This is a genomic window from Stenotrophomonas sp. Steno-C18, assembly GCF_056393195.1.
The window spans coordinates 68,358-95,165 of the sequence record NZ_JBWJOX010000008.1; the positions used below are offsets into that span (position 1 = coordinate 68,358).

Sequence of the window (26,808 nt, forward strand, 5' to 3'; positions counted from 1 at the left end):
GGCATCCGCGGCGCCGGGGGAACCCCGGCCGTGCACGATCACGCCGTGTCGCGGCTGCGCTTGGTCAGGTACATGGCCTGGTCGGCGGCATGCAGCAGGGCATTCACCTCCGCGCCATCGGCCGGGTAGGCGGCCAGCCCGATGCTGGCGGCAATGGTCAGGGCCACGTCCTCGCCATCCCGCAGGCGATAGCACATCGGCACCTCCAGCGCCTTGCCCAGCCGTTCGAGCAGGCGGTGCGCGTCGCTGATGTCGTCCAGTTCCTCCAGCACCAGCGCGAACTCGTCGCCGCCGAGGCGGGCCACGGTGTCGTTCTCGCGCAGCGTGCCGCGCAGGCGCGCGGCCAGCTCCACCAGCATCGCGTCGCCGGCGCCATGGCCCCAGGTGTCGTTGACGTCCTTGAAGCGGTCCACGTCCACGTAGACCAGCGCGAACATGCCGTTGTGGCGCGAGGCGCGGTGGTGCGCGCTCTCCAGGCGGTCCATGAACAACGCGCGGTTGGGCAGGCCGGTGAGCATGTCGTGCATGGCCAGGTGGCGCATCTCCTGCTCCATCTGCTTGCGCTGCTCGACCTCGATCTCCAGCTGCCGGTTGCGCTCGGACAGCTCGCTCAGGGCATCGCGCAGCGCCACCCGGTGCCGGTACAGCTCCAGGAACACCTGCACCTTGGACAGCAGGATGGTCGCCTCCAGCGGCTTGGCCATGTAGTCCACCGCGCCGAAGCCGTAGCCCTTGAGGCGGTGCACGTCATCGGCGTAGGTGGCGGTGACGAAGATGATCGGGGTCTGCCGGGTGGTCTCCTCCTGGGACAGGATCTCGGCCACTTCGAAGCCGTTGATGTCCGGCATGTAGACGTCCAGCAGCACCAGCGCGAACTCGTCGTCCAGCGTGGCCTTGAGTGCTTCGTTGCCGGAGGACGCCTCGATCACGTCCACGTCCAGCTTGGCCAGCACGCGGCGGATCACCAGCAGGTTGGCGGGGTTGTCATCCACCGCCAGGATCTTCGGGCGCTGCGGGGCAGGCGGCTTGGTCACGAACATAGGGTTTCCAGCAATTTGGGAATTCCGGGCAGCGGCAGGCAATGGTCGGCCCCCGCCAGTTCCAGCGCGGCGGCCGGCATCACCGGTACCTGCGCGGTATGTGGATCCTGCACGATCACCGTACCGCCTTGGCCGCGGATGCGCAGGCAGCCCTCGGCGCCATCGGAATTGGCCCCGGTGAGCAGCACGGCAAGCAGGTGTTCACGCCAGACGCCGGCAGCAGATTCGAACAGGACATCGATGGAGGGGCGGGAGAACGACACCCTCGGATCGACACTCAAAGCGAAACGGCCGTCACGTTCCAGCAGCAGATGATAGCCCGAGGGCGCGACATAAACCGTGCCGGGCCGGGGCTGTTGGCGTTCCTCGGCCTCCACTACGGTCTGGCCGCTGCGGCCGGCGAGCAGTTCACAGAACAGCCGCATGTCCTCCGAACCGCTGTGGCAGACCACCACCATCGGCACCGGCAGCGGCCCGGACAGGCCGCCCAGCAGGACGTGCAGGGCCTGCAGCCCGCCCGCCGAGCAGCCCACCACCACGGCCTGCGGCTGCGGGCCGGCGGGGCGGTTCACAGCGTGCCCCCGGCATTGCGGTAGAGCCGCAGCTCGGCGTCCAGCGGCACGAAGTCGCGGGCGCTGGGCGCGAACCGGATCGACTCGCGGTTGCCCAGGCACAGGAACCCGCCGCGGCTGAGGCTGCTGCGGAACAGCCCCAGCACCCGGTCCTGCAGGGCGTCGGAGAAATAGATCAGCACGTTGCGGCACAGGATCAGCTGCGCCTCGCAGAACACCCCGTCGCAGACCAGGTTGTGGTTGGCGAAGGTGACCCGCTCGCGCAGCCGCGCGTCGAGCTTCATGAAGTCGTAGCGGGCGTGGTAGTAGTCCGACAGCGTCTGCCGGCCACCGGCGGCCAGGTAGTTCTCCGAGTACAGGCGTGCGTCGCGGATCGGGAAGATGCCCTCCTGCGCGCGCGCCAGCGCCTCGTCGCTGAAATCGGTGGCGTAGATCTGGCAACGGTCGTACAGCCCGGCCTCCTTGAGCAGGATGGCCAGCGAGTACACCTCCTGCCCGTGCGCGCAGCCTGCCTGCCAGATGTTGATCTGCGGGTAGGAGGCCAGCACCGGGAACACTTCGTCGCGCAGCTTCCGGAACACCGCCGGGTTGCGGAACATCTCCGACACCGGCACCGACAGGCGCGAGATCACCTGCGAGACCATCTCGTCGTCGCGCAGCACGCGCGCGGTCAGCTCGCCGATGTGCGGCATCTCCAGCGTCTGCACCAGCGCCTGCACCCGGCGCTTCAGCGAGGCCGGGGCGTAACCGGAGAAATCGTAGCCGTGCCGCCGCGCCATCGCCTGGATGAAGGCATCGACTTCGATGTCGTCGATCTCATCGCGACTGGCAAGGGGAGCATCGGGGCCTACTTTTGCAGCCATACGCGCATCATCGACAACAGCTTGTCCAGGTCCACCGGCTTGGTCAGGTAATCGTTGGCACCGGCATCCAGGCACTTGTCGCGGTCACCGTGCATGGCCTTGGCGGTGACCGCGATGATCGGCAGGTTGGCCCATTCCGGCCGCTTGCGGATCTCGCGGGTGGTCTCGTAGCCGTCCATGCCGGGCATCATGATGTCCATCAGCACCAGCTCGATGGACGGGTTTTCCTGCAGCTGCTGCAGCGCCTTGTAGCCGTCCTGGGCCATGATCACGTTCATGCCGCGCGCGCGCAGCGACTTGGACAGGGCGAACAGGTTGCGCATGTCGTCGTCGACCAGCAGCACCTGGCGGCCGCCCAGGTTCTGGTCGTCCGACGGGGTGGCGTTGGCGCCGCGCGAACCAATGCTGTGCAGGAACAGGCTCACCTCGTCGAGCAGGCGCTCGGGCGAGCGCTGGCCCTTGATGACGATGCTGTCGGTGTACTGGCGCAGCTTCAGGCTTTCCTCGCGGCTGAGGTCCTGGCCGGAGTAGATCACCACCGGCGGCACCGCCACCAGGGTGGCGGCCTTCTCCAGGAACTCCACGCCCGAGATCCCGCCCAGGTTGAGGTCCAGCACGATGCAGTCGTAGCTGTGGGTGGCGATGCGCTCCAGCGCTTCCTCGCCGGAGGCCACCTGGTCGATCTCGACGTTGTCGGCCTGCAGCAGGCGGGTCAGCGCCAGCCGTGAATCGGCATCGTCATCGACCAGCAGCAGCTTGCGCACGATCTTGCCGGCCACGTCAAGCAGGTGGTCGAAGGCGGCGATCAGCGCCGGGCGGTCCACCGGCTTGGTCAGGTAGCCGACCGCGCCCAGCGCCACGCCCTTGGCCGCTTCGTCCACGGCCGAGATGAAGTGGACCGGGATCGCCGCGGTGACCGGGTCGTGCTTGAGGTGCTGCAGCACCGACCAGCCGTCCATGCCCGGCAGCATCACGTCCAGCAGGATGCCGGTGGGACGGTAGCGACGGGCCAGCTCCAGGCCGCTCTCGCCGTCGGCGGCGGCCAGCGCGCGGTGGCCCTTGCGGCGGATCAGGTCGACCAGGATCCGCGCGAACGCCGGGTCATCCTCGACGGTGAGGATCACCGTCTCGCCGGCGGCGATGTTGTGGCGGTCGTCCGGGATCCAGTCGATCAGCTGCGCGGTGGCCGCACGCGCCGGCGTCGCCGCCGGGCGTCGCTCGAGCGGTGCCGGCGCCGCGTCGCTGGTGGCGGCGGTGCTGCTGCTGACCGCGGCCGACAGCAACGGCAGCACCAGGGTGAAGCAGCTGCCCTTGTCCGGCTCGCTCTCCACCACCAGGTGGCCGCCGAGCAGCTGCGCCAGGCGGCGGGCGATGGCCAGGCCCAGGCCACTGCCGCCGTAATGGCGGCTGGTGCTCGAGTCGACCTGCTCGAAGGCCTCGAAGATCGAATCCAGGCGCTCCGGCGGAATGCCGATGCCGGTGTCCTGCACCGACAGCGCCATGTACTGCTCGCCGGCGGCCACGCCGATGCGGGTCAGCATCGCGTGGTCGGCCAGCGCCAGGCGCAGCGTCACCTTGCCCTCGCGGGTGAACTTGAAGGCGTTGCCGAGCAGGTTGTTGAGCACCTGCTGCAGCTTGGAGCGGTCGGTGACCAGCACTTCCGGCACCGACGGGTCCAGGTCGATGGCGAATTCGAGCCGGTTCTCCACCGCCATGTGGCGGAAATGGCGCAGCACCTCGCGGGTGACGCCCTCGATGCGCACCTCCTCGCGGTGCACGTCCATCTTGCCGGCCTCAATCTTGGACAGGTCCAGGATGTCGTTGATCAGGCGCAGCAGGTTGGAGCCGGAGTCGTGGATGACCGCGGCGGCCTCCACTTCCTCCACGTCCAGGTGGCCGCTCTCGTTCTCGGCCAGCTCCTTGGACAGGATCAGCAGGCTGTTGAGCGGGGTGCGCAGCTCGTGCGACATGTTGGCCAGGAAGTCGGTCTTGTACTGGCTGGCGCGTGCCAGTTCCTGCGCCTTGAACTCGGTCTCGCGCTGCAGCACCTGCAGCACGTCCTTCTGCTCGTTGAGCACCTCGGTCTTCTGCCGCAGCTCTTCGTTGGAGGCCTGCAGTTCCTCGGCCTGCACGCGCAGCTCCTCCTCCGAGGCGGACAGGCGCTGTGCCTGCTCCTCCAGCTCGACGGTCTTGCCCTGCAGTTCCTCGTTGGTGGCGCGCAGTTCCTCTTCCTGGGCCTGCAAGGCCACCTGCGAGCGCCGCAGTTCCTCGGCCTGGGCGCGGGTGCGCTCGAGCAGGGTGCGGGTGCGCTCGGAGGCGCGGATGTTCTCCAGGCCGAGCGCCGCCTGCGGCAGCACCGCGTCCAGGAAGGCTTCCTGGGTGTGCGTGAACTGGCCGAAGGTGCCGAACTCCAGCACGCCGAGCAGGCGCCCCTGCAACAACAGCGGCACCGCCACCAGCTGGCGCGGCTGCGCTTCGCCCAGCGCCGAATGCACGCCGAAGAAATCATCCGGCACCTGCTGCACGCTGATGCGCTTGCGCTCCAGCGCGGCCTGGCCGATCAGGCCATCGCCCATGGCATACCGTAGGCCCAGGTGCTTGCGCCGCTGGAAGCCGTAGCTGCCCTGCAGGCGCAGTTCCTGTTCGTCCTCGTCCCAGAGGAAGAACACGCCGATCGGCGCGTCGATGCGTGGCGCGATCTGCGACACCAGCGCCTGGCCGTAGGTCTCGGCCTCCTGCATGGCCTGCAGCTCGGCGCCGACCTCGCCCACGCTGAGCTTGACCCAGTTGGCATCGCGCGAGGCCACCGAATTGCGCCGGAACACCTCCAGCGCGCGGGCGATGGCGCCGATTTCGTCGCCCCGCTCCAGCCCGCCGATCTTCACCTCCAGGTCGTCGTCGGCCAGCCGCGTCATCTTGCCGGTCAGGCTGTTGATCGGGGCGACCACCACCCGCGCGATCATCCACAGCGTGCCGACGATCACCGCGAAGCCGATCACCAGCAGCAGCAGCGATACCTTCTGCGCGCGGTCGATCCACTTGCTCATTTCCTCGCGCTCGGCCAGCAGCGTGCGGATCTCGCTGTCGTAGATGTTGCCCAGCATCACCACCAGCGCATTGGCCTGCCCGGTGTTGACCCGCTCCAGCTTGCGCCGCGCCTGTTCGAAGGCGTCCGCACCGGTGGCCGGCTCGGCCAGCACCGATTCCACCATCTGGTCCCAGTTGTTGGCGGCCTGGGTCGCGGTGCGGATCTGCTCCACGTGCGCGGCGTTGCCGGCCTTGCTGGCCGCCTCCAGCGCCGCGTCGCGCCGGTCACCCTGCTCGCGCAGCGCGACCCGCTCGTCCTCGCCCTGCCCCAGCAGGTAGTTGCGCAGGGCCAGCTGCTGCAGGCGCACCGCCTGCATGGCGTCCTCGACGTGGCGGATGACCTCGATCTGCTGGCTTTCACGTTTCCGCGCCAGGTCATCCTCGCTGGCGGTCCGGTAGCTGATGCCACCGGCGACGAGGAAGCACAGGAACACCAGCGCAAATGCCGCGACCATCTTTCCGAGTAGCGGCAAGTTATTGATCCAGCTTTCTTTTTTGTCCGTCACTCTCAATTCCCCCGGCGCCGTCCCGGCCACTGTAACCGGACCTGGCCTGTATTCATCGGGAAAGGTATCGCAGAACCTGTGCCAGCGCGGTGAGGCAGGACTCAGGAGGCCGCGCGCTTGCTGTCCTGGTCACGTGGCTGCAGCCAGCGCGCGGCATGGATGCCCAGTTCGTAGAGGAAGCACATCGGGATGGCCAGCATCAGCTGCGACACCACGTCCGGCGGGGTCAGGATCGCGGCCAGCACGAAGATGCCGACCACCGCGTAACCGCGCCCTTCGCGCAGCTGCTGCGGGGTCACCCAGCCCAGCAGCACCAGGATCACCATCGCCACCGGCAGCTCGAAGCTGGCCCCGAAGGCGAAGAAGATCGCCAGCACGAAGTCCAGGTAGGCATTGGCATCGGGGGTGATGGCGATGACTTCCGGGCGGAACGTGGTCAGGAAGTGGAACACCGCCGGCAGCACCAGGAAATAGGCGAAGGCGCAGCCGATGTAGAACAGTGCCACCGCCGAGGCCAGCAGCGGCACCGCCAGCCGTTTTTCGCGGGCGTACAGGCCGGGGGCCACGAACGCCCAGGCCTGGTAGAGCAGCCACGGCACGGCCACGAACACCGCGGTGAAGAAGGTCAGCTTCAGCGGCGCGAAGAAGGCGCCGGCCGGATTGGTGGCGATCATCGTCTGCCCGGCCGGCAGCTGCGAGATCAGCGGCGTGGCCAGGTGGCTGTACAACGTGCGCGAGAACGGCAGCAGCGCCAACAGCACCACCCCCAACCCCAGCAGGCCGCGCACCAGCCGCGCGCGCAGCTCGATCAGGTGCTCGATCAGGGGGCTTTCGTTGAAGTCGGTCCCGCTCATCGCGACGGCTCCTGCGCGGGCGAGGCCGGGCCTTCCTGCGTCAGGGCACGGTCGGCCGCTTCCTGCGCCGGTGCTTCAGCGGTGGCTTCCGCGGCAACCGGGCGCGGCGCGATCGGCCGTGGCTCGATGAACGTTTCCGTTTCCGTGGCTGGCACCTGTTCGACCTCGCGGCCGAGCGCGTCGGCGCCGTCCTGCACCTGTCGGGCCTGATCGCGCAGCCCGCTCTCGGCCTGCTGCATCGACTGCCGCACGTCCTGCAGGTTGCGCTTGAGTTCCTCGGCGTGCAGTTCGCGCTCGAGCTCCTGCTTGACCGAATCCCACTGGTTGCGGGCGCGGCGCACCCACAGCCCGGCGAACCGCGCGGCCTTGGGCAGGCGCTCGGGACCGAGCACCACCAGGGCCACCACGGCGATCAGCAACAGCTCGCCAAAACCGATATCGAACACGCCCGGAACTCCGGATCAGCGCGCTTCGCGGTCGTGCTCGGCCTGCGTTTCGGCGCTCTTCTCGGCCTTGCGCGAGTCATCGCCCAGCTGTGCGGCGGGCTTGTCCTCCTCGCGCATGCCTTTCTTGAATTCCTTGACCGCGCTGCCCAGATCCTTGGCGCCGCTCGTCAGCCGCTTGGTGCCGAACACCAGCAGGACGATGACCAGCACGACCAACCAGTGCCAGATGCTGAAACTGCCCATGATCCGCTCGCGTTATGTGTGGAAGGTTGTTGAGCATAGCGCACCGGGCATGACCCGATCGCTATGCCGAAGGTCAGTTGCCACCGTCCAGCGATTCGGTGCGGATCTCGCCCTCATTCACCGGCTGGAAACCCTGCTGCGGTGCGGTTTGAGCCGGCGCCGGCTGGATCGGGGCAGTGGTGGCGGTATCGCTGCCCGCTGCGACCGGTGCAGGCACGCTGACCGCATCGGCGCGCGGCGCGGTGGACGCCACCGGTGCCACCGTGCCCTGGGTGCCGCGCTTTTCACGGGCGGCATAGGTGGATTCCTCCAGCCGGTCGCGGAAGGCGACCACGTCGCTGGACGGCGCGCTGGCCAGGCGGCCTTCGATGATCATGCGCGGGGTGGTGCCCTGCCCGTAGGCATCGAGGTTGGCGGCATCGTCGATCTGCAGCGCCGCGCCATCCAGCGCCACGCCCGCGAACAGGCCGCGCGCGCGCGACCACGACCAGATCTCGGCCTTGAGCTGGCCATCGGTGGCGGCGGCGGCATTGCGGCCGACCGGGCCGGCGGCCACGCCGGCGTCGGCGCCGAGGGTGAACTTGCCGTTGACGATGTTGTCCAGGCTGCGGTCATTGCGGAACACCAGGATCACGTCGGAGGACTGCACGCCGGCCTGGAAGCCGATGCTGCCGCCGGTGAGCTTGATGAACACCGGGTTGGACCAGCTGCCATCGGGCGTCTTGACCGACATCAGGCCGTGGCCACGACGGCCACCCAGCACCAGGCCGGCCTTGATCGTGTCAGGGATGACGATGATCGCGCGACCTTCGTCGAGCAGCTTGTCCGGGATCGCCTGTTCGGGGATGTCCTGGATTTCACTGAGCACGCGCACGGCATTGCGTGCGCGCTGGTCTTCCTGTGGGCCGGCAACGGCGTTGGCGGACAGGAGGCTGGCGGACAGCAACAGGGCGAGGCACGGCAGGCGGCGCATGGTGAACTCCGTAGGTCGGTGCACAGAAAGATAACGCAAGTGCCTGAAATTAGGCGCGGCGGGATGAATCGGTGGTGAGCGGAAGCCTGTGGCGGGTGCGTGCAAGCCGGCGCCATGGCTTCCCCCTCCCAACCCTCCCCGGCCACCACGCGTCGTCCCCAACCGCCCAAGACCTGCGAAAATACCCGGATGTCCAACGCCCCCACCACCGCGTTGCTCGCGGTCAACCTAGGCACGCCCGACACCCCTACCGCGCCGGCGGTGCGCCGTTACCTGGCCGAGTTCCTCGGTGACCGGCGCGTGGTGTCCATTCCCCCCTTGCTGTGGAAGCCGCTGCTGCATGGCCTGATCCTGCCGCTGCGCGGGGGCCGTTCGGCGCATAAGTACGCGCAGGTATGGCTGCCGGAAGGTTCGCCGCTGGCCGTGCATACCCGCCGTTTGGCGCAGGGCATCCAGCAGCTGCTGCCGGACTGGCGCGTGCGCGATGCGATGCGCTACGGCAACCCGGCGCTGCGTCCGGCACTGGATGCGCTGGCCGCCGAAGGCGCGCGCCGCATCGTGGTTCTGCCGCTGTACCCGCAGTACTCCACCACCACCACCGCCTCGGTCGAGGACGTGGTGCTGCAGTGGCAGCAGCGCCACCCGAAGGTGAAGGTGCAGCTGGTCCGCGACTACGCCGAAGACCCGCAATGGGTCGCCGCCGTGGCCGCGTCCATCACCGCCTACTGGCAGCAGCACGGCCGCGCCGAAAAGCTGGTGTTCTCCTTCCACGGCATCCCGCAGCGCCTGGCCGACGCCGGCGACCCCTACCCGCAGCGCTGCGAAGCCAGCGCCCGTGCCATCGCCGCAGCGCTGGGCCTGTCCGACGAGGCCTGGACGCTGGCCTACCAGTCACGCTTCGGCCGCGAACGCTGGCTGCAGCCGTATGCCGAGCCCACCCTGTGGGCCATGGCCGAGCGCGGCGTCCGCCAGATCGATGTGGTCTGCCCGGGCTTCGCCACCGACTGCCTGGAAACGCTGGAGGAAGTCGCGCTCGGCTTCACCGCCACCCTGGCCGAACGCGGCGCGACCATGCGCTACATCCCCTGCCTCAACGACAGTGCCGCCCATGCCCGTGCCCTGGCGGCACTGGCCACGGCGCAGACGGCATGAGTGCCACCGCGTTCGAACTGCGGGTCGACGGGCAACGCCTGGCCGGCCTGCGCAGCGGCCCCCCGGGCGGGCTGAAGGTGCTGGCCCTGCATGGCTGGCTCGACAACGCCGCCAGCTTCCTGCCCCTGGCCGCCCACCTGCCGACGCTGGACCTGGTGATGGTCGACCTGCCCGGCCACGGCTTCAGCGAGCACCTGCCGCTGACCACGCCGTACACCACGCCGCAGGCCATCGTGCACACCCTGGCCATCGCCGATGCGTTGGGCTGGGACCGTTGCGTGCTGCTCGGCCACTCGATGGGCGCGGCCATCGCCAGCCTGGTCGCGGCGGTGGCCGGTGAGCGCGTGCAGGCGCTGGTATCGATCGAGGCACTGGGCGGGTTGGCCGCGCCGGCCACCGAGACCGTGCAGCGCCTGCGCACCTTCGTCACCGCCGCGTCCAGGCTCGATGACAAGCAGCTGCGCGTGTTCCCCGACCTGGCCACGCCGGTGCGGGCGCGGATGATGGTCAACCAGCTCAGCGAGACCTCGGCGCGGCTGCTGGTCGAGCGCGGGGTCAAGCCGGTCGATGGCGGCTGGAGCTGGCGCAGCGACCCGCGCCTGATGCTGCCCACCGCCGTGCGCATGACCGAGGACCAGGTGCGGGACGTGGTCAGCGCCATCGGCTGCCCGGTGCAGGTGATCTATGCCACGCCGGCGCAGGACTACTTCCCCGAACCGCAGCGCAGCCAGCGCGCCGCGCTGTTGCCCGACGGCCGCCTGCACACCCTGCCCGGCCACCACCACGTGCACATGGACCAGCCGGCCGCGGTGGCGGCGATCATCGAGCGCTTCATCGCCGGTTTGCCCGACGCCAGCTGAATCCCGGCACCGCAATACGGCCTTGGTCTGGTTCAGAGGCCCGTGGCGCCGCCGCTAACGGGGTTACGACCGTTACAGGGAATGAAGTAACGCAGGCCCGCGATGGGCCCTGCGCGTCCGATCGCAGCATGCTTTCCCGCCTTTCCCGCCGCGGCCCCCTGTTCCCGGGCCGGATCCTCCCGCACCGCTGCCGGCCACGCCGGCCGCGCGCCTGCGCGTGCGGGCCGGCAACGGCCGCTGTGATCGTCCTTCCCGTCGTCCTTCCCCCGATTGCCTGACCCGGAGTTGCCATGCATCCACGTCCCCACCCCGTCGCCCAGCCCCCCGATCCGTCCGCACTGCAGCTGGCCTGGGCAGGCCAGCGCGGCACGCTGTTGGCGGCGCTGGTCCTGTGCGTGGCCATCGTCGCGATCGCGGCGTGGTCGCGGCAATGGCTGCTGCTGGTGCTCTGTCTGTGCGGGTTGCCGTTGCTGACGGTCACGTTGCTGCGCCCGCTGCGGGCCCTGGGCGATACACCGGCCAGCCTGCGCGCGCAGCTGGATGCGGTTGCCGGCGACGGCACTGGCATTGGCATTGGCACCACACGCACGCTGGCCGCCAGCGTGGCGGCGCTGCAGGCACGCGTGCAGCAGCGCTGGCAGCAGGAGCAGGCCATGCACCAGGAGAACGCGCAGATCCGCGCGTCGCTGGACACCTCGCGCACCGGCATGATGATCGCCGACAACGACCACATCATCCGCTACGTGAACCGCTCGGTCGTGGCGCTGCTGCGCAACCAGCAGGACACCCTGCGCAAGGCCTTCCCGGATTTCGACGTGGACACGCTGATAGGCAGCAGCATCCACCGCTTCCACGCCAACCCGGCGCGCATCCGCGGCATCCTCGACCAGCTGCGCCAGCCCCACAACGGCCGCATCCAGATCGGCGGCGTGCATTTCAGCCAGGTGGTGACGCCGGTGTTCAACGCCGACGGCAGCCGCAGCGGCTTCGCGGTGGAATGGCACGACCGCACCCAGGAGCTGCAGCTGGAGAACAGCGTGGCCGGCATCGTCGCCGCGGCCAATGCCGGCGACCTGGGCAAGCGCCTGCAGCCGGTGGCCGAGGCCGGCTTCATCCAGACCCTGACGCTGGGCATCAACCAACTGCTCGACACGCTGGCCGGCACCACCGGCCAGGTCCGCGCGATGCTGGCCGCCCTGGCCGACGGCGACCTGGACCACCGCATCACCGGCGAACATGCCGGTGACTTCGAGGCGATGAAGAACGATGCCAACCTGACCGCCGAGCGGCTGGCGGTGATCATCGACCAGATCAAGCACTGCTCGCAGGCCATCACCGTCGCCGCCGGCGAGATCGCCAGCGGCAACGACGACCTGTCCCGGCGCACCGAGCAACAGGCGGCCAGTCTGGAGGAAACCGCCGCCTCGATGGAGGAGCTGACCTCGACCGTGCGCGAGAACGCCGAATCCGCACGCGATGCCAACCGGCTGGCAATCGGCGCGGCCGGCGTGGCCGAGCGCGGCGGGCAGGTGGTCGGCCAGGTGGTCAGCACCATGCAGGCCATCGAGCAGGCTTCGCACCGGATCGCCGAGATCATCTCGGTGATCGACGGCATTGCCTTCCAGACCAACATCCTGGCGCTGAACGCCGCGGTGGAAGCGGCGCGCGCCGGCGACCAGGGCCGTGGTTTCGCCGTGGTCGCTTCGGAGGTGCGCTCGCTGGCACAGCGCTCGGCCACCGCCGCGCGCGAGATCAAGGGTTTGATCGAGGATTCGATGGGCAAGGTGGACGACGGCGCCCGCCTGGTCACCCAGGCCGGCAGCACGATGGACGAGATCGTCACCGCGGTGAAGGAGGTCACCGACCTGATGGCGCGCATCGCCGCCGCATCGCAGGAGCAGAGCGTGGGCATCGAGCAGGTCAACCACACCGTGACCCAGATGGACGAGACCACCCAGCAGAATGCGGCGCTGGTGGAGGAAGCCAGCGCGGCGGCGCGTTCGATGGAGCAGCAGGCCGAGGCATTGGCCGGCGCGGTGTCGGTGTTCCGTTATGCGGGTGCCGGCGAGGTGCGCGGGCGGTCCCCGCAGCGGCGTATTGCCTGACCCACGCGCCGGTACGAAGCGTGGGAGCCGGGAGGGCGTACGGGCTCCCGGGGTTTATCGGGAAAGCCCCCAAAGCACCCCTCCCCAACCCTCCCCTGCTGCGCACGGGAGGGGGCGGTCCACGCGATGTGACAGATGGCAGCCATGTTGCTTCTACCCCCTCCCTTGCGCAGCAGGGGAGGGTTGGGGAGGGGTAAGCCCTTCGCCCCTACGCCCGTACCTGCAACAACTGGTGCAACGTGCCCTTCAAGCGCCGCCCTTCCAGCCGCAGGTAGTCGCGCTCCTGCTCCCAGTGCGGGAAGCGCGCCTGGACCTCGGCCCAGAACGCCGGCGAGTGGTTGGCCTGCAGCAGGTGGCAGAGCTCGTGCACCAGCACGTACTCGAAGGCCGAGGGCCGGCCCAGCACCAGCGCCAGGTCCAGCGCCATCGAACCGTCCGGCGCCAGCGAGCCCCATTGCGAGGACATCACCTTCAGCCGCAGCCGTGCCGGCGCGCGCGCCAGCCCCGGCAGGTACTTCGGCAGCCACTGGCCGACGTCGGCGCGGGTCTGGGCTTCGTAGAACTCGCGCAATGCACGACGCAAGGCCGCTTCCCCGGCACGCGCGGACAGCTGGATATGCGCCCCGGCCTCGTCCACTTCGATGCGGGTGAAGCGCCCGTCTTCCCAATGCACCGGCAGCAATGCACCACGCAGCGGCAGCACGCCGGGCTCGCGCAGCAACAGCGGCGGCGCCAGCAGGCCATCGTCGCTGAAACGCGCCAACTGCTGCTGCAGCCATTGCCGGTTGGCCTGCAGGAAACGCTCGCCGGAGACCAGGCTCGCGCGCGTGGGCAAGGTCAAGCGCGCGCCACGTTCATCCACGCTGAGCTTGAGCCGGCGCGCACGCGGGTCGCGCACGCGCAGCACCTCGATCTCGGCCGCGTCATCCAGGCGCAGGCGCACCGTGTCGCGCTGGATACCCGGCGCGGTGGGGGCGATCAGACGGCGAAGCAGGCGGGCCATGGCGACAGCATAGACCCGGCCGGGTTACCGCGCCGGGACGACGCCGGTTCCGGTTCAGCTGTCGGCCTTGCTCAGCTTGAACGCCTTTTCCAGCAGCAGGAACAGGCGGCGGATTTCACCGCTCTGCAGCGCGAAGCGCGCATCCAGCTCGGCCCGGCGGCCGTCCTCGTCGATGTGCTCGAGCTGGTCCAGCGCACCGTCCAGGAACTTAAGCTTGCGCACGATCAGGTCGTCGCCGAGCACGAAGGACAGGTTGTCCTCGAACACCAGCGCCAGCTTGGTGACCTGCTTGCCGGCGTCCAGGTGCTTGTCGATCTCGTCGCAGCGCAGTTCCTGGTGCTGGCACTTGACCACCGCGCCCCCCTCCACCGGGTCCTTCATCTCGCACTCTTCGCCCAGGCTCAGGCCCTCGGGCAGCGGCTCGCCGGCGATCCACGCGGTCAGGATCGAACGCGGCGCCACTTCGGCGTTCAGCGGCATCGCCGGGAAGCTGCCGAGCATGCCGCGGATGTCGCTCATCACGTTCTCGCCGGTCTTGCGGCTGGAGCTGTCCACCGCGACGTAGCCGTGCTCCAGGTCCAGGAAGGCATCGGTGCGCGAGCTCTTGACGAAGGCACGCGGCAGCAGCTCGTGCAGCAGGTCGTCCTTCATGCGCTTGCGCTCGCGGCCACCGGGCTTGCGGCCTTCCTTCTCCTCGATTTCCTCCAGCTTGCGGGCCAGCAGGTCGTTGACCACCACGCTCGGCAGGATCTTCTCCTCGCCACCGACGGTCAGCCACAGCGCGTCGCCGATGCGGTGCGAGAACACGTTCTTCTCGTCGCGGCCGAACGGCGAGATGAAGCCGCGCGAGGTCATTTCCAACGCGCCGACCGGCTTGAGCACCACGTGCGGCAACAGCGTGTCGACTTCGGAGAAATCAATGGAAGTGGGGAAGCGGAACAGCGTCAGGTTCTTGAAAAACATGAATTGGAAGCCGGAAAAGGAAAGAGGGAAAACGGGAATGCAACAGACGGCGGCGGGGCCGGACCAGGCCCGACCTGCGCGGCATCAGGGGATCAGGGGTCCGCGGGCTCCGTACCCTGTTCGCCGCCGGCAAGCCACGCATGCGCGTCCGGCAGCGGGGCTTCGTCGCGGCGCCCCAGCGCCATGAAGTCGAACAGCCGCGGGTCGGCCAGCTGCGAGGGCCGGACATCGCCCAGCGCGCGCGCGATCTGCTCGATGCGGCCGGGGTGGTCCTTCTCCCATTGTTTCATCATCAGCCCGACCTGCTTGCGCTGCAGGTTCTCCTGGCTGCCGCACAGGTTGCACGGGATGATCGGGAACTGCCGTGCCACGGCGTAGTCGATGATGTCGCTTTCGCGCACGTAGGCCAGCGGCCGGATCACCACGTGCTTGCCGTCATCGCTGAGCAGCTTGGGCGGCATGCCGGCGGCCTTGGCATGGTGGAACAGGTTCATGAAGAACGTGGCCACGATGTCGTCGCGGTGGTGGCCCAGCGCGATCTTGGTGAAGCCGTTCGCCTCGGCGTAGTTGTACAGCGCGCCACGACGCATGCGCGAGCACAGCGAACACATGGTCTTGCCTTCCGGGATCACCCGGCTGACCACCGAATAGGTGTCCTGCTCGATGATGTGGTACGCCACGCCGAGGCCTGCCAGGTACTCCGGCAGTACGTGCTCGGGAAAGCCCGGCTGCTTCTGGTCCAGGTTCACCGCGACCAGCTCGAACGGCACCGGCGCCTTCTTCTGCAGCTGCAGCAGGATGTCCAGCAGGGTGTAGCTGTCCTTGCCGCCGGACAGGCAGACCATCACCTTGTCGCCGGCCTCGATCATGCCGAAATCGGCGATGGCCTGGCCCACCTGGCGGCGCAGGCGCTTGGCCAGCTTGTGGTGTTCACGTTCGGCCAGGCGCGGGTCGCGGGCACGCGGGGCGGGATCGGGCAGGGGGATGACGGCACTCATTGCCGGCATTCTACCGGCTCGGCGGCGCCCCTCCTCACCGGACACGGCAACCGGTTATGCTCAGCCCCCGTGGAGACCATGACGCCCGCCGAGATCAGCCAGCGCATCGCCGTACTGCGGAGTGAACACCGCGGCCTGGACGATCGCATCACCCGCCTTGCCGCCAACCCGGACGACGAGCTGGAGGCCAAACGGCTGAAGCGGCGCAAGCTGCAGCTCAAGGACTGCATCACCAAGCTGGAAAGCATGCTGATCCCGGACGAGCCGGCGTAGGCCTGACGTCGTTCAGCCGCTGGCGGCGGCCATCAGCTTCGGTCAGGCCGAATAGCTTCTGCAGCGGCGCCTGTCGCGGGCGAACAAGCCGACGCATTTAGCGTAGCTCGGCTCAAAATCTGGGTGGCGACCACTCTCCCGCTTAGTTGAGACGCTGGGCTGATTGCCGCGGGTGCTCCGGCGAACGCGCCGCCTTTCCCCGAGCTGGGTGGAGATGCAATGCAAAGGGGGGGGGCAATTTGCCCCCCCCCTTTACGCAACCAACTGATTATTCGGGAAACAGGGTGGAATTCCGTTACTTTTTGCGCGGCCGCGTGGGCAATTTCGGCTGCACTTCCCTCTGAATCTGCTGGATGCTCTTGTCGGGCGTTGGCAACTGCTCCGGCAAGGTGCCACCCAGTTCCTGAATGGTTCTGCGCACAGTTTCCCCGACCTGCTGGTGCGTGCGATTGGCAGCAGCCTTTCCTTTTACTTGCTCACGCTTGAGCTTCTCTTCGGCTTGCGTGGCACGAAACAGGTTGGCTGCCAATTCAGTGCTGCCCATGTGGTCAAGAATCTTCTGGCTCTTCTTCAACCCCTTGCGCGCATGAATGTCCTTTGCGCCGAGGCCGCCATACAGACCCTTGTAACCATGATCTTGAAACACCGCATATTCCAGTGGCGTTTCCACACCCGCTTCGCGGGCAGCGGCAGCTAGATCCTTGTTGTGCCCTGCTACCTGCTCACGCAGCAGAACCCGCCTCTGCTCTTCACTCAATGCAGTGAAGTCGTTGTCGCCTCTCTCTTCGATGCGCTCATTACCAACCTTTGCCAACCAGAGCTTGAATGGCTCGGCCCGTGGCGAAGGAATCGATTGGACGATGCGCAACACACTTTCGAGCGTGGCACAGTTCAACATCTGCCGGCCACCAGCCGTGTCCACACGCAACGGCGTGACCAAGATCTCCCAACTGCGGGAAAGCACTTCATCACGCTGCCGCAGATCACGTAGATATCCGCTTGGGTTGCTTGATTCAGTCAATGCTGCCACGACATCAACAACGACGAACCACCAGCGTCCGTCATGCCATATGTGACGAACCCCCACGCCTTCCATCGCGGGTAGCCCTTCAACAGCATTTGCGAATCCCTTCACTTTCTCATTCATAGCGTCATCCACATCCAGTGTCTGCTCGTCAGAACTCGAGGTTTTTCATTTCTATGCTGCCGGGGCTTCCGGCTTCACCGCTTCCGGGCTGACCCGTTCGATGGTGTGGCGCAGCTCGCGGCCGAGGATGAACTTGGCGTCCTTGGCCCAGGCGTCCAGGCGCTCGTCGAACAACAGCTTGCTGTTCTCGTCCGGCCACACCAGGCGCAGTTCGCGCATCTTCTGGATGAAGCCACGGAACAGCGACTTGTCGAAGAACTCCGGCGCGGCCGGTGCGTACAACAGGCTCAGGCGCTGCGCGGCCTGCTGGCACAGGCTCTCCAGCTCGGCGGCGCCGAGCGTGCCGGGGCCGTTCTTCACCAGCACCGCGATGGCGATGTAGTAACGCTCGAACGCCTGTTGCAGCGAATGGCCGATCGCACGCAGGCGGAACACCTCGTCGGTCTGGCCGGTGCTGCGCGCCAGCATGCCGCCGTCGTCCTCGCCCACGTGCTGCAGCAGGCCCTCGCGCACGAACACGCTGATGGTCTGGTCGATGCGCGCGGCGAACTCGTCCTCGCTCCACGGCAGGAACAGCTCGGCCTGCAGGAACGGATACAGCCCGCGGCCCAACCGCAGCAGGCCGCCACGGCTCATGCGGCGGTTGTTCTGGAAGCAGCAGGCCACCCACGAGGAGGCGGTGAACAGGTGCAGCACGTTGTTTCGGAAGTAGCTCAGCAGCACCGCGGTGTCGCCGCTCACGCTCAGCACGTCGCCCAGCGGGTGCTTGATGCGGGTGAGGACATTGATGTCCTCGGCATGGGCGATGATGCGCTCGGGCGAGTGCGGGGTGACCGTGACCCGGTCGGAGTACGGCATCTCGACCAGCAGCTTCTTGCTCAGCTCGATCTGCGCGATCAGGTCGGCCTCGCCCATCGCGTGCTTGGGCGTGGACAGCAGCGCCAGCGCCAGCAGGTTGATCGGGTTGACGTCGGCCGCGCCGTTGATGCGCACCTGGATCTGTTCGGCCAGGGTATCGACCGCGCTGGACAGCCAGCTCGGCTTCTCGTCCTCGCCGACCGGCTGGCCGTTCCAGTCCGGTGCCTTCTGCGCCAGCACGTCGTTCAGCGCGATCGGCTCGCCGAAGTTCACCACCACCTGGCCGAAGTTCTGCTTGAGCACCTTGGGGATGCCCCACAGCAGCGCCCAGATCGATTCCTTCTCCTTCGGCCGGCCGGACAGCTCGTCCAGGTAGCTGCCGCCCTCCATCAGCTTTTCATAGCCGATGTAGATGGGCTGGAACAGCACCGGCTTGCGCGGCTGGCGCAGGAAGGCACGCAGCGTCATCGAGATCATGCCGCCCTTGGGTTGCAGCAGGCGGCCGGTACGCGAGCGCCCGCCCTCGACGAAGTACTCGATCGAATAGCCGCCGGCCACCAGCTGGGCGACGTATTCGCTGAGCACGGCCGAGTACAGCGCGTTGCCCTTGATCGAGCGGCGGATGAAGAACGCGCCGCCCTTGCGCAGCAGCGTGCCGACCACCGGCAGGTTGAGGTTGATGCCGGCCACGATGTGCGGCGGCACGATGCCGCGGTCGTACAGCAGGTAGCTCAGCAGCAGGTAGTCCATGTGGCTGCGGTGGCTGGGCACGTAGACGATCTCGTGCCCGGGCGCGGCTTCCTTGAATTTGTCCAGGTGGTGCACCAGCACGCCGGCGTAGATGCGGTTCCACACGTGGCTGAGCATGAAGCTGGCCGAACGCACCACCGGGGTGGAGTAGTCGGCGGCGATCTCCCAGGCGTAGCCCTGTGCCTTCTTCCAGGCGTCGGTGGTCTTGGAGTTGTCGCGCTTGGCCTGGGCGGCGATGGCTTCGCGCACCGGGTCGGCGGCCAGCACCTTGTCCACCAGCAGCCGGCGGGTGGACAGGTCCGGGCCGATGATCGATTCACGGATGCGGCGGAAGTGCGTGCGCAGCACGCGCTGCAGCTTGCGCACGGTGCGCTCGGGCTCCAGCCCTTCGTCCACGGTTTCGCGCAGCGACACCGGCGGGGCGAAGCGGACGATGGTGTCGCGGCCGTTCAGCAGCACCGCCAGCAGGCGGCGGAAGCGGCCGACCAGCGCCCAGTTTTCCGAGAACAGCACCGCGAACCAGCCGCTCTGCTTGTCCGGCGCGCGGCCGACGAAGATCGACACCGGCACCAGGTGCACGTCCAGCGCCGGGTTGGCGCGGTGCGCCTGCAGCAGCTTGGCCAGCGAATCGGAGTGGGTCTTGGCACCGCGCTGCTCGGGGATCAGCGCGTTGTTGCTGGAACGCCGCGACAGCGCCACGTAGGCACGCTTGCGGCCGAGCAGGTCACCGGCCAGCGGCACCAGCGGCGAAGGCAGGCCGGCGTCGCGGCAGGCCTTGTCCAGGATCAGCGCGTTGGACAGGCCGTAGTCCTCCAGCACGTAGACCACCGGGCGGCCGTCGTCGTACTCGCCGGCCTGTTCGGGCTCGATCTTCAGGCCCAGCCAGGGCTCGACCAGCTTGCCCAGCAGGCGCGCCCAGAGCGGGCGACGGCCGGCGGGCCGGGCGGGCACGGCACGGCTGGGGGTGCCCGGCACGATGGCGGCAGGCGGGGCGGGCGGCGCCGCGTGGGCATCGTCCGGCGGAAGCAGGTCGCCCTGTTCGGGTTGGGATTTCTGTTTCGACATCTGGACCATTATGGCTTAGCCGCCGTTTTGGCGGTGTCTGGCCGATCGCTGCCCGGCGCCGTGGCCGGGTCCGCTGCGGTCGCGGCGGCCTGTGCGGCTTCCACCCGGGCCTGTTCGGCGGCCTGGGCCGCGGCGATCACCTGGTCGGCTTCGGCCACGGTACGGGCCAGGTACCAATGCCCGTCGCGGCGCACCAGCGCGACCTGCAGGTCCACGTCCTTGCCGGCCAGCGGGTACTGCACGCGGACCAGCGCGTTGTCGCCGTCCTGCGAGACCAGGCCGGTGCGCATCTGCGCCACGCTTTCGTCCAGGGCCAGGCCGTAGCTGGCCAGCACCTGCTTGAGCGCCGCCGCGAACGGCACCAGCCGCTGCAGGCTGCCGCTCATGCCGGCGTCCTGGAAGGCTTGCGCGCTGCCCAGCCCGGTGGCGCGCGCGGCGGTGGTCAGCGTGCCGATGTTGGTCCGCGCCAGCTTGGCATCGGACAGCGGTGCCGATTGCGCCCAGCCGCTGAGCACGTTGACCAGCTGCACGTAGTGATCCCGCTCGGCCGGGGTGTAGTCGCCCTGGTGGGTGATGTACTGCACCCCGAACAGGCCCAGTGAATGCGCGGCCTGGCGGACGCTGGCGGCCTGGCCCTCGAACTGCGCGCGGAAGGCGCGCTGCAGCTTCTGCTCGGCACCGGGTTCGGACAGCGCCCCGAGCAGGTCGGGCAGCTTCTCGTCCAGCGGCAGGTCGGTCAGTGGCCAACGGCTGTGCCCCTGCGCCCAGGCGGTTTCCAGCGCGGCGTACTGGGCCGGGGTGACCGAGGCCCTGGCATAGCCGGGCAGGTCGTTGTCATGCAGGTACTGGGCGAGCTGGCGCACGGTGGCCGCCGGCTCGGTGGCCGCACCGGGCAGCGGCGCGCTGTCGCGCTTGCAGGCAGCCCCCAGCAGCGCCACCGCGCAGACGGACAGGAACGCGAGCTGCTGGCAGGTACGTAAAGAACGGCGTTGCATGGCGTCGTTGGTCCTCTCCCCCGTGAGCGGGCTGATCTTGAAGCCTGCCCGGTGACAGCGGCAAGCACGGCCGTCACGGCTGGGCGGATGGGGCTGGAGCGGAGGCGGGGTGCCGCTGATGGCAGAAGCCTCCCCTCCCCGGCTCTCCCCGTGCCTTCGGCAAAGGCGGGGGCGAAGCGGCGCCCTTGCACGGTGCATCGCCGCTGGAAAACGCACATAAAAAAAGAGGCCGCCCCGTTGCCGGTGGCGAACCTCCTCAAGCCGGCGCGAGCCGGTAGACATGTTTGACACATCGACCGGCAGGGCCGGACGACGCGTAGCCTACGCGCCCACTTCAGTTAAAGCAATACTTTATTAATCATCAAATAAGTTATTGATTTATTTGAATACATCTGCGATTTCGCGCTGCATCGCCAAGGCCGCGGCACGCGGATCGGCGGCCAGCCGGATGGGGCGGCCGACCACGATGGCATCGGCGCCGTCGGCAAAGGCCTGGGCCACGCCCACGGTGCGCTGCTGGTCATCGCCCACCGGGCCACCGGGACGGATGCCCGGGCAGACGATGGAGAAACCGGCGCCGGTGGCCGCGCGGATCGGCGCAGCTTCCTGGCCGGAGGCGATCACCCCGTCGATGCCGGCGTGCTGGGCGGCCAGCGCGCGCTCGACCACCACGTCCACCGGCTCGCGGTCGATGCCCATCTGGGCCAGGTCCGGGCGCCCCATCGAGGTCAGCACGGTCACCGCCAGCAGGCGCATGTCCGAACGGTTGGCGGCCGCGGCGGCGGCCATCATCTCCGGGTGCCAGCCATGGATGGTGCAGTAGCTGACCGGCCACTGCGACAGGCGGCCGATGACACCGGCGATGGTGGCCGGGATGTCGAAGAACTTCAGGTCGACGAACACGCGCTTGTCGCGCGCGGCCAGTGCATCAAGCACGTCGAAATACTCGCCCGAGGCCAGCAGTTCCATGCCGATCTTGTAGAAGGACACCGCATCACCCAGCCGCTCCACCCACTCCAGCGCCTGCACCTTGCCCGGTACGTCCAGCGCGAAGATCAGCCGTTCATCGGTGCGCAGCGGCAGCGGGGCACGGCTCATCGGGCCACCTCCAGCGCGGCGCGCTTGGCGGCGTTGCGCTGCTCGGCCGGCAGCGACCAGGCGTTGTTGAACGCGGCGCTTTCCCAGCCGCCGTAGGTCGGGTTGGGCAGGATCCACCAGCGCGAGCCGATCCAGCCCTGGTACTTGTCCAGCAGCGCGTCGCGCGCGGCCAGGGTGTTGTCCTGGACCTGCAGGAAATCGGTGAACTGGTCGCCGACCTGCATCAGCACCCGGTACTGCTGCGCCACCAGCAGGCGCCGGCAGCCCTTCTCGCTGCCCACCTGGCGGCAGCCCGGCACCTCGGTGCCCAGGCCCAGGTAGACGCTGTCATCGGCCACCGGGAAGCCCACCTTGCGCAGGTTGGCCAGGGTGGCGTCCTTCATCGCCGAGGTGCGGTTGCTGATGTAGATCATGGTCACGCCCTTGGACGCGGCCAGCTGTGCGAACCGCACCGCGCCCGGCACCGGCTCGGCCTTCTGCTCGTCGACCCAGGCCGCCCAGCCAGCGTCGCTGTAGCTGCCTTCGTCGTGCACCAGGCGCGCCTGGAACGGCGAGTTGTCCAGCACGGTCTCGTCCACGTCCACCACCACGGCCGGCTTCAGCCGGGCCGACTGGTGGGTGCCCCCTTCCTCCGGCAGCAGCGCGGTCCAGGTCGGGTCGGCCAGGGCGCGGTCCAGCTGTTCACCAGCCAGCTTCCACGTCTGCAAGGCGCTGGCGCGGTACTCCTGCGAGCGCTGCACCCACAACACGGCGTTGAGGTTGTCATTGGCCACCGGGGCCGGGACCACCGCGGCCGGGGCGACCGGCGCCGACGGGCGCTGCAGGCGATCAGGGGCGGTGCAGGCGGCCAGCGACAACGCGGTGCCGGCCAGCAGGACGAGGGCGGGGAATCGGGACATGAAGACTACCGGGATCAGCGAAAACCGGCCAAGTTTACCGGCTCCCCGGTTTGCCCGCCCCGGCGGCAGCCGCGCCGGACCGGGCCTGACCCCGGTTTTCCCGCCTCGGCTATCCTTGCGCCCCCGCGTGACCGGAACACCCACCATGACCGACGACAGCCCGCAGACCCCCAGCTTCCCGATCCTCGACCCCGTGCAGGCCCGCACCCTGGGCTGCCTGATCGAGAAGGAAGCCACCACCCCGGACGCCTACCCGCTGACCGTCAACGCCACCCAGGTGGCGGCCAACCAGAAGACCGCGCGCGAGCCGGTGATGAACCTGGACGCGGGCAAGGTGCAGCACGCGCTGCGCCAGCTCGAGGGACTGGGCCTGGCCCGCCAGCACTTCTCCTCGCGTGCCGAGCGCTACGAGCACCTGGCCGGCACCAAGCTGGACCTGCCGCGCCAGCAGGTTGCCCTGCTCGGCCTGTTGCTGCTGCGTGGCCCGCAGACCGTCGGTGAACTGAGCACCCGCAGCGAGCGCATGGCCCGGTTCGCCGACGCCACCGACCTGCGCCACCAGCTCGACCGCCTGCAACAGCGCGGCCTGGTCGTGCAGTTGCCGCGCGCCGGTGGCCAGCGCGAGGACCGCTTCATGCACCTGATGAGCGGCCCGCTGGACCTGGACGCCCTGGCCGAGACCTACAAGTCTGCACCGGCGGCGGTCAGCGACAGCGCGCTGGAAGCCCGCGTGCAGCAGCTGGAAGCCACCGTGGCCGAGCTGCAGGAGCAGCTGGCCGAACTGAAGGCCGCCATCGGCGGCTGACCTGGCGCGCGCTCGCGCAGGAGCGGCCCTGGCCGCGAAACCGGTACGGTTGCAAGCCTGCGTGCTTTGCGGCCAAGGCCGCTCCTACAGCGAGGCCACCAGCAGCCCCAGCAGCGGCAGGCCGTTGAAGAACAGCGCGGTATAGCCCAGCCAGGCATTGGATTCACGGCGCCAGCGCGAGACCAGGGCCAGCAGGCACCCCATCACGCAACCACCGATGCCGGTGATCAGCATGGCAGCCAGTTCCTCCAGCCCCCCGTGGATCACCGCCACCGCGATGCTGCCGACCAGCAGGCTGACCAGCGGCATCAGCAGCGCGGCCAGGCCGAAACGATAGGACGGGTTGGCGGAGCGGGGGGCGGCTTCCATCGGCAGTGATCTCCCTGCAGGCATTGGCCACACGGTAAGGCATGGCCTCCGGGGTGACCACCGGCCCATGGCACCGGCCACGACCACTGGCAGGCTGGGCCATCAACCATCGGGAGTGGGCCATGCGAACGGGTGCGATGCGGGTAGTGCTGCTGGGCATGCTGTGGGTGACCGGCGCGGCATCGGCGGCGCCGGATGCGGCGACCCTGCAGGCCATCGAGGCCACTGCCCATGACTACATGGACGGCCAGCTGGAAGGCGACGTGGCGCGGGTGACACGCGCCCTGCACCCGGACCTGGCCAAGCGCAACGTGATGGCCAACCCGAACGAAACACTGGGGCTGGGACGGATGAGCTCGGACGAGCTGATCCGCTACACCCGCGAAGGCGCGTTGAAGACACCACGCGACCAATGGCAGCGCAGCATCACCGTGCTGGCGGTGGATGAGGACATCGCCACCGTGCGGCTGGAAAGCCCCTGGTTCATCGACCATCTGCAGCTGGGGCGGTTCGACGGGCGCTGGGTGATCGTCAACGCGCTGTGGCACCGCAAGAAGCGCGGCTGACGCGGTACCGGCGCGCGGCCGATTTCGATGACTGGCACCTGAACAGAAAAGGCAAACCCCGCTATCGTATGCAGCTTCTGTTCGCTGCCTGCCGCACCCATGAACCCACCCGACGCCCTGCCAGACGCCCCGCACGCCCACGGTGCCTGCGAGAACTGCGACACCTCGCTGCAGGGGCACTATTGCCACACCTGCGGGCAATCCGCGCACAACCCGCTCAAGCACGTCGGGCATGCGATCGAGGAAGTATTCGAGTCGTTCTGGCACCTGGACGGGCGCATCTTCCGCACCCTGCGCGACCTGCTGGTCCCGGGCCGGGTGGCGCTCAACTACCTCCGCGGCAAGCGGGTGGGTTACGTGCAGCCCCTGCGGTTGTTCGTGATCCTCACCCTGTTCACCTTCTTCGTCGGCAAGTTGACCCTGCATGCCGATGACTTTGGTGGGCACGTCAAGGGCACCACGCTGTTCGATACGGCGCAGACCGCCGAGGAGGTGGAGGCGCGACGCGATGCCGAGCTGACCCGGCTGGGCCAGCAGTTCAACGACGGTGCCACCGGCGGCCCTGCGCTGGGCATCGGCATCGGTGCGATCAACGCGGCCGCCGAGCAACGCCTGGCCGAACTGGCGAAGACTGCGCCGCAGGGCGCGGCGGGCAACGCCGTGCAACGTGCCACGGCGGTGGCCGGGCGCACCGCCCAGGGCAGGGGCGGCAGCTTCTTCAACCACCAGGTCGGTGGCAAGCCATGGGACCCGGAGACCAACCCGATCGTGATCGACAGTTGGCCGGGGTTCGCCAACAAGTGGCTCAACCATCGCCTGGACAACGCGAACGCCAACGTCGCGCGCATGGGCGGCAAGACCGACCTGTACGTGCAGGCCGTGCTCACCGCCCTGCCCGGCGCGCTGTTCTTCCTGATGCCGGTGTTCGCGCTGGTGCTGCGCGTGGCCTACCTGGGCCGCGGCATCGGCTACCTGGAGCACCTGGTGGTGGCGCTGTACAGCCATGCCTGGCTGATGCTGGTGTTGCTGGCCACCTTCCTGGTCGCCGGGCTGGGCAACGCGCTGGCCGGCCCGGTTTTCAACGCCACCACCGACGTGGTGTACGTGCTGTTGTGGCTGTCGGTGCCGGTGTACCTGATCTGGATGCAGCAGCGGGTGTACGGTGGCAACGTCGTGCTGACGCTGCTGCGTTACCTGTTCATCGGCGGCATCTACACCGTGCTGGTGTCGCTGGTGGTCACCTATGCGGTGCTGGCGGGCATCTCGTCCTGATCAATCGCCCCGCAACGCGGCCCGGCGCTGCCCGGCCGCGTGGAAGCTCCATGCCAGGAAGCGGCTCTGCTTGTTGCCCTGGGCCATGCCGACCTCGCGCACCTCGACCGCGCCGGCCCTGGCCAGCTGCCGGTGCAGGTCGGCCAGGTGCTCGCGCTTGGCCACCAGCGAGCTGAACCACAGCACCTGCGCCTGCACATCGACGCTTTCGCGCACCATCCGGCGCAGGAACGAAGCCTCGCCGCCGGTGCACCACAACTCGTTGGCCTGGCCCCCGAAGTTCAGCGCCGGCGCCTTGCCACGGGGGCTGGCCGCCCCGCCCAGGTTGCGCACCTTGCGCTGGCTGCCCTGCGCGGCTTCCTTGGCCGAGGTGTGGAAGGGCGGGTTGCACAGGGTCAGGTGGAAGTGGTCGTCCGGACGCAGCACGCCCTCGAACAGCTGGCCACGCGCGTGCTGCTGGCGCAGTTCGATCACGCCCTGCAGGCCATTGGCGCGCACGTTGGCGCCGGCCGACTGCAGCGCGCCGGCATCGATGTCGCTGCCGACGAACGACCAACCGTATTCGGCCTGGCCCAGCAGCGGGTAGATGCAGTTCGCGCCCACCCCGACATCCAGCACGCGCAGCGCCGGACCGCGCGGGACGCTGCCACCGGCATCGGCAGCCAGCAGGTCGGCCAACCCGTGCAGGTAGTCCACGCGACCGGGCACCGGCGGGCACAGGTAACCCTCGGGGATATCCCAGTGCGCGATGCCGTAGTCGCTGGCCAACAGTGCGCGGTTGAGCTCACGCACCGCGACGGGGTTGCTGAAGTCGATGCTCTGGCTGCCGGCCGGCGTGCGGACCAGGTGGGGGCGCAACGCTGGGTTGGCGGCCACCAGCCGCGCCAGGTCATAGCGGCCCTGGTGACGATTGCGCGGGTGCAGGGGGCTGGCGGGCGCCGACTTGGCAGCCGCCTGCCGCTGCGGCGGACGTTGGTGCGGGGGATTCATGCGCGTATTAGACGCCAGGAAGACAGGGATGCGTACCGCGGCCAGCGTGCCAGGCC

25 protein-coding genes are annotated in these 26,808 nt (G+C 68.6%); 7 read left to right on the forward strand and 18 right to left on the reverse strand.

What is annotated here, in order from left to right; translation table 11 throughout:
* Nucleotides 1-38 precede the first annotated feature (38 nt).
* From AC06FE_RS15670 to AC06FE_RS15705, 8 genes are all read right to left on the reverse strand, one after another.
* Nucleotides 39-1,034, reverse strand: coding sequence for a diguanylate cyclase domain-containing protein (locus tag AC06FE_RS15670; RefSeq protein ID WP_243693976.1), 996 nt, complete (start codon nt 1,032-1,034; stop codon nt 39-41).
* A complete protein-coding gene (locus tag AC06FE_RS15675) occupies nt 1,031-1,612 on the reverse strand; it encodes a chemotaxis protein CheB (RefSeq protein ID WP_478073565.1) in 582 nt (193 codons plus the stop codon). Before AC06FE_RS15675 ends, AC06FE_RS15670 begins: the two co-directional genes overlap by 4 nt.
* Entirely contained in the window at nt 1,609-2,475 is an 867-nt protein-coding gene (locus tag AC06FE_RS15680; RefSeq protein WP_132863987.1) for a CheR family methyltransferase, read from the reverse strand. Before AC06FE_RS15680 ends, AC06FE_RS15675 begins: the two co-directional genes overlap by 4 nt.
* Nucleotides 2,460-6,035 (reverse strand): hybrid sensor histidine kinase/response regulator, encoded by a 3,576-nt coding sequence (locus AC06FE_RS15685; protein WP_478073566.1) that lies wholly within the window; start codon nt 6,033-6,035, stop codon nt 2,460-2,462. The genes AC06FE_RS15680 and AC06FE_RS15685 overlap by 16 nt, the downstream gene beginning before the upstream one ends.
* 134 nt (nt 6,036-6,169) lie before the next feature.
* Nucleotides 6,170-6,922 carry a twin-arginine translocase subunit TatC gene (gene tatC, locus AC06FE_RS15690; protein ID WP_192287149.1) on the reverse strand — a complete coding sequence of 251 codons (753 nt, stop codon included), beginning with the start codon at nt 6,920-6,922 and terminating at the stop codon, nt 6,170-6,172.
* Entirely contained in the window at nt 6,919-7,368 is a 450-nt protein-coding gene (gene tatB, locus AC06FE_RS15695) for a Sec-independent protein translocase protein TatB (protein ID WP_478073567.1), read from the reverse strand. Before tatB ends, tatC begins: the two co-directional genes overlap by 4 nt.
* Before the next feature lie 15 nt (nt 7,369-7,383).
* Nucleotides 7,384-7,611, reverse strand: a complete 228-nt coding sequence (gene tatA, locus AC06FE_RS15700; protein WP_132863992.1) for a Sec-independent protein translocase subunit TatA — start codon at nt 7,609-7,611, stop codon at nt 7,384-7,386.
* Nucleotides 7,612-7,684: 73 nt separating this feature from the next.
* A complete protein-coding gene (locus AC06FE_RS15705) occupies nt 7,685-8,584 on the reverse strand; it encodes a lipid-binding SYLF domain-containing protein (RefSeq protein WP_132863993.1) in 900 nt (299 codons plus the stop codon).
* Between the two features lie 189 nt (nt 8,585-8,773).
* On the opposite strand from AC06FE_RS15705, the gene hemH reads away from it, so the two are divergent.
* The 3 genes from hemH (at nt 8,774) to AC06FE_RS15720 (ending at nt 12,701) form a co-directional block, all read left to right on the forward strand.
* On the forward strand, nt 8,774-9,736 hold the full coding sequence (hemH, locus tag AC06FE_RS15710; protein ID WP_132863995.1) for a ferrochelatase: 963 nt from the start codon (nt 8,774-8,776) through the stop codon (nt 9,734-9,736).
* Nucleotides 9,733-10,596 carry an alpha/beta fold hydrolase gene (locus AC06FE_RS15715; RefSeq protein WP_478073568.1) on the forward strand — a complete coding sequence of 288 codons (864 nt, stop codon included), beginning with the start codon at nt 9,733-9,735 and terminating at the stop codon, nt 10,594-10,596. The genes hemH and AC06FE_RS15715 overlap by 4 nt, the downstream gene beginning before the upstream one ends.
* Nucleotides 10,597-10,886: 290 nt before the next feature.
* Complete coding sequence (locus AC06FE_RS15720) at nt 10,887-12,701, forward strand: methyl-accepting chemotaxis protein (protein WP_478073569.1); 1,815 nt, start codon at nt 10,887-10,889, stop codon at nt 12,699-12,701.
* Between the two features lie 208 nt (nt 12,702-12,909).
* Here AC06FE_RS15720 and AC06FE_RS15725 read toward each other — a convergent pair whose 3' ends face one another.
* The 3 genes from AC06FE_RS15725 to ttcA form a co-directional block, all read right to left on the reverse strand.
* Nucleotides 12,910-13,704 carry a YgjP family zinc-dependent metalloprotease gene (locus AC06FE_RS15725; protein WP_323438734.1) on the reverse strand — a complete coding sequence of 265 codons (795 nt, stop codon included), beginning with the start codon at nt 13,702-13,704 and terminating at the stop codon, nt 12,910-12,912.
* Between the two features lie 54 nt (nt 13,705-13,758).
* Nucleotides 13,759-14,667: a recombination-associated protein RdgC gene (locus tag AC06FE_RS15730; protein ID WP_192287154.1), complete on the reverse strand. Its 909-nt coding sequence runs from the start codon at nt 14,665-14,667 to the stop codon at nt 13,759-13,761.
* 92 nt (nt 14,668-14,759) lie between these two features.
* The gene (ttcA, locus tag AC06FE_RS15735) at nt 14,760-15,665 is read right to left on the reverse strand and encodes a tRNA 2-thiocytidine(32) synthetase TtcA (protein ID WP_478073570.1); all 906 of its coding nucleotides are present in this window, start codon (nt 15,663-15,665) and stop codon (nt 14,760-14,762) included.
* A 69-nt stretch (nt 15,666-15,734) separates the two neighbouring features.
* Between ttcA and AC06FE_RS15740 the strand changes: the two genes are divergently transcribed.
* Nucleotides 15,735-15,938, forward strand: coding sequence for a YdcH family protein (locus AC06FE_RS15740; protein ID WP_192287156.1), 204 nt, complete (start codon nt 15,735-15,737; stop codon nt 15,936-15,938).
* 295 nt (nt 15,939-16,233) lie between these two features.
* Here AC06FE_RS15740 and AC06FE_RS15745 read toward each other — a convergent pair whose 3' ends face one another.
* The 5 genes from AC06FE_RS15745 to AC06FE_RS15765 all read right to left on the reverse strand — a co-directional run bounded on the left by AC06FE_RS15745 (nt 16,234) and on the right by AC06FE_RS15765 (nt 22,750).
* Nucleotides 16,234-17,085, reverse strand: a complete 852-nt coding sequence (locus tag AC06FE_RS15745; RefSeq protein WP_478073571.1) for a BRO family protein — start codon at nt 17,083-17,085, stop codon at nt 16,234-16,236.
* Between the two features lie 51 nt (nt 17,086-17,136).
* Nucleotides 17,137-19,767, reverse strand: coding sequence for a glycerol-3-phosphate 1-O-acyltransferase PlsB (plsB, locus tag AC06FE_RS15750; protein WP_478073572.1), 2,631 nt, complete (start codon nt 19,765-19,767; stop codon nt 17,137-17,139).
* Nucleotides 19,767-20,753: a hypothetical protein gene (locus AC06FE_RS15755; protein WP_478073573.1), complete on the reverse strand. Its 987-nt coding sequence runs from the start codon at nt 20,751-20,753 to the stop codon at nt 19,767-19,769. The genes plsB and AC06FE_RS15755 overlap by 1 nt, the downstream gene beginning before the upstream one ends.
* Before the next feature lie 378 nt (nt 20,754-21,131).
* Complete coding sequence (gene pyrF, locus AC06FE_RS15760; RefSeq protein WP_478073574.1) at nt 21,132-21,851, reverse strand: orotidine-5'-phosphate decarboxylase; 720 nt, start codon at nt 21,849-21,851, stop codon at nt 21,132-21,134.
* Nucleotides 21,848-22,750 carry a 5'-nucleotidase, lipoprotein e(P4) family gene (locus AC06FE_RS15765; RefSeq protein WP_446540985.1) on the reverse strand — a complete coding sequence of 301 codons (903 nt, stop codon included), beginning with the start codon at nt 22,748-22,750 and terminating at the stop codon, nt 21,848-21,850. Before AC06FE_RS15765 ends, pyrF begins: the two co-directional genes overlap by 4 nt.
* A gap of 145 nt (nt 22,751-22,895) precedes the next feature.
* Here AC06FE_RS15765 and AC06FE_RS15770 point away from each other — a divergent pair, with 145 nt between their 5' ends.
* On the forward strand, nt 22,896-23,555 hold the full coding sequence (locus AC06FE_RS15770; RefSeq protein WP_478073575.1) for a YceH family protein: 660 nt from the start codon (nt 22,896-22,898) through the stop codon (nt 23,553-23,555).
* A gap of 84 nt (nt 23,556-23,639) precedes the next feature.
* On the opposite strand, the gene AC06FE_RS15775 is transcribed toward AC06FE_RS15770, so the two are convergent.
* A complete protein-coding gene (locus AC06FE_RS15775) occupies nt 23,640-23,924 on the reverse strand; it encodes a hypothetical protein (RefSeq protein WP_313255749.1) in 285 nt (94 codons plus the stop codon).
* Between the two features lie 122 nt (nt 23,925-24,046).
* Between AC06FE_RS15775 and AC06FE_RS15780 the strand changes: the two genes are divergently transcribed.
* Both AC06FE_RS15780 and AC06FE_RS15785 read left to right on the forward strand, forming a co-directional pair.
* Nucleotides 24,047-24,490 (forward strand): nuclear transport factor 2 family protein, encoded by a 444-nt coding sequence (locus tag AC06FE_RS15780; protein ID WP_478073576.1) that lies wholly within the window; start codon nt 24,047-24,049, stop codon nt 24,488-24,490.
* A gap of 99 nt (nt 24,491-24,589) precedes the next feature.
* Nucleotides 24,590-25,762, forward strand: a complete 1,173-nt coding sequence (locus AC06FE_RS15785) for a DUF3667 domain-containing protein (RefSeq protein WP_478073577.1) — start codon at nt 24,590-24,592, stop codon at nt 25,760-25,762.
* Here AC06FE_RS15785 and rlmF read toward each other — a convergent pair whose 3' ends face one another.
* Nucleotides 25,763-26,752 carry a 23S rRNA (adenine(1618)-N(6))-methyltransferase RlmF gene (gene rlmF / locus AC06FE_RS15790; protein ID WP_478073578.1) on the reverse strand — a complete coding sequence of 330 codons (990 nt, stop codon included), beginning with the start codon at nt 26,750-26,752 and terminating at the stop codon, nt 25,763-25,765.
* Between the last annotated feature and the right edge of the window lie 56 nt (nt 26,753-26,808).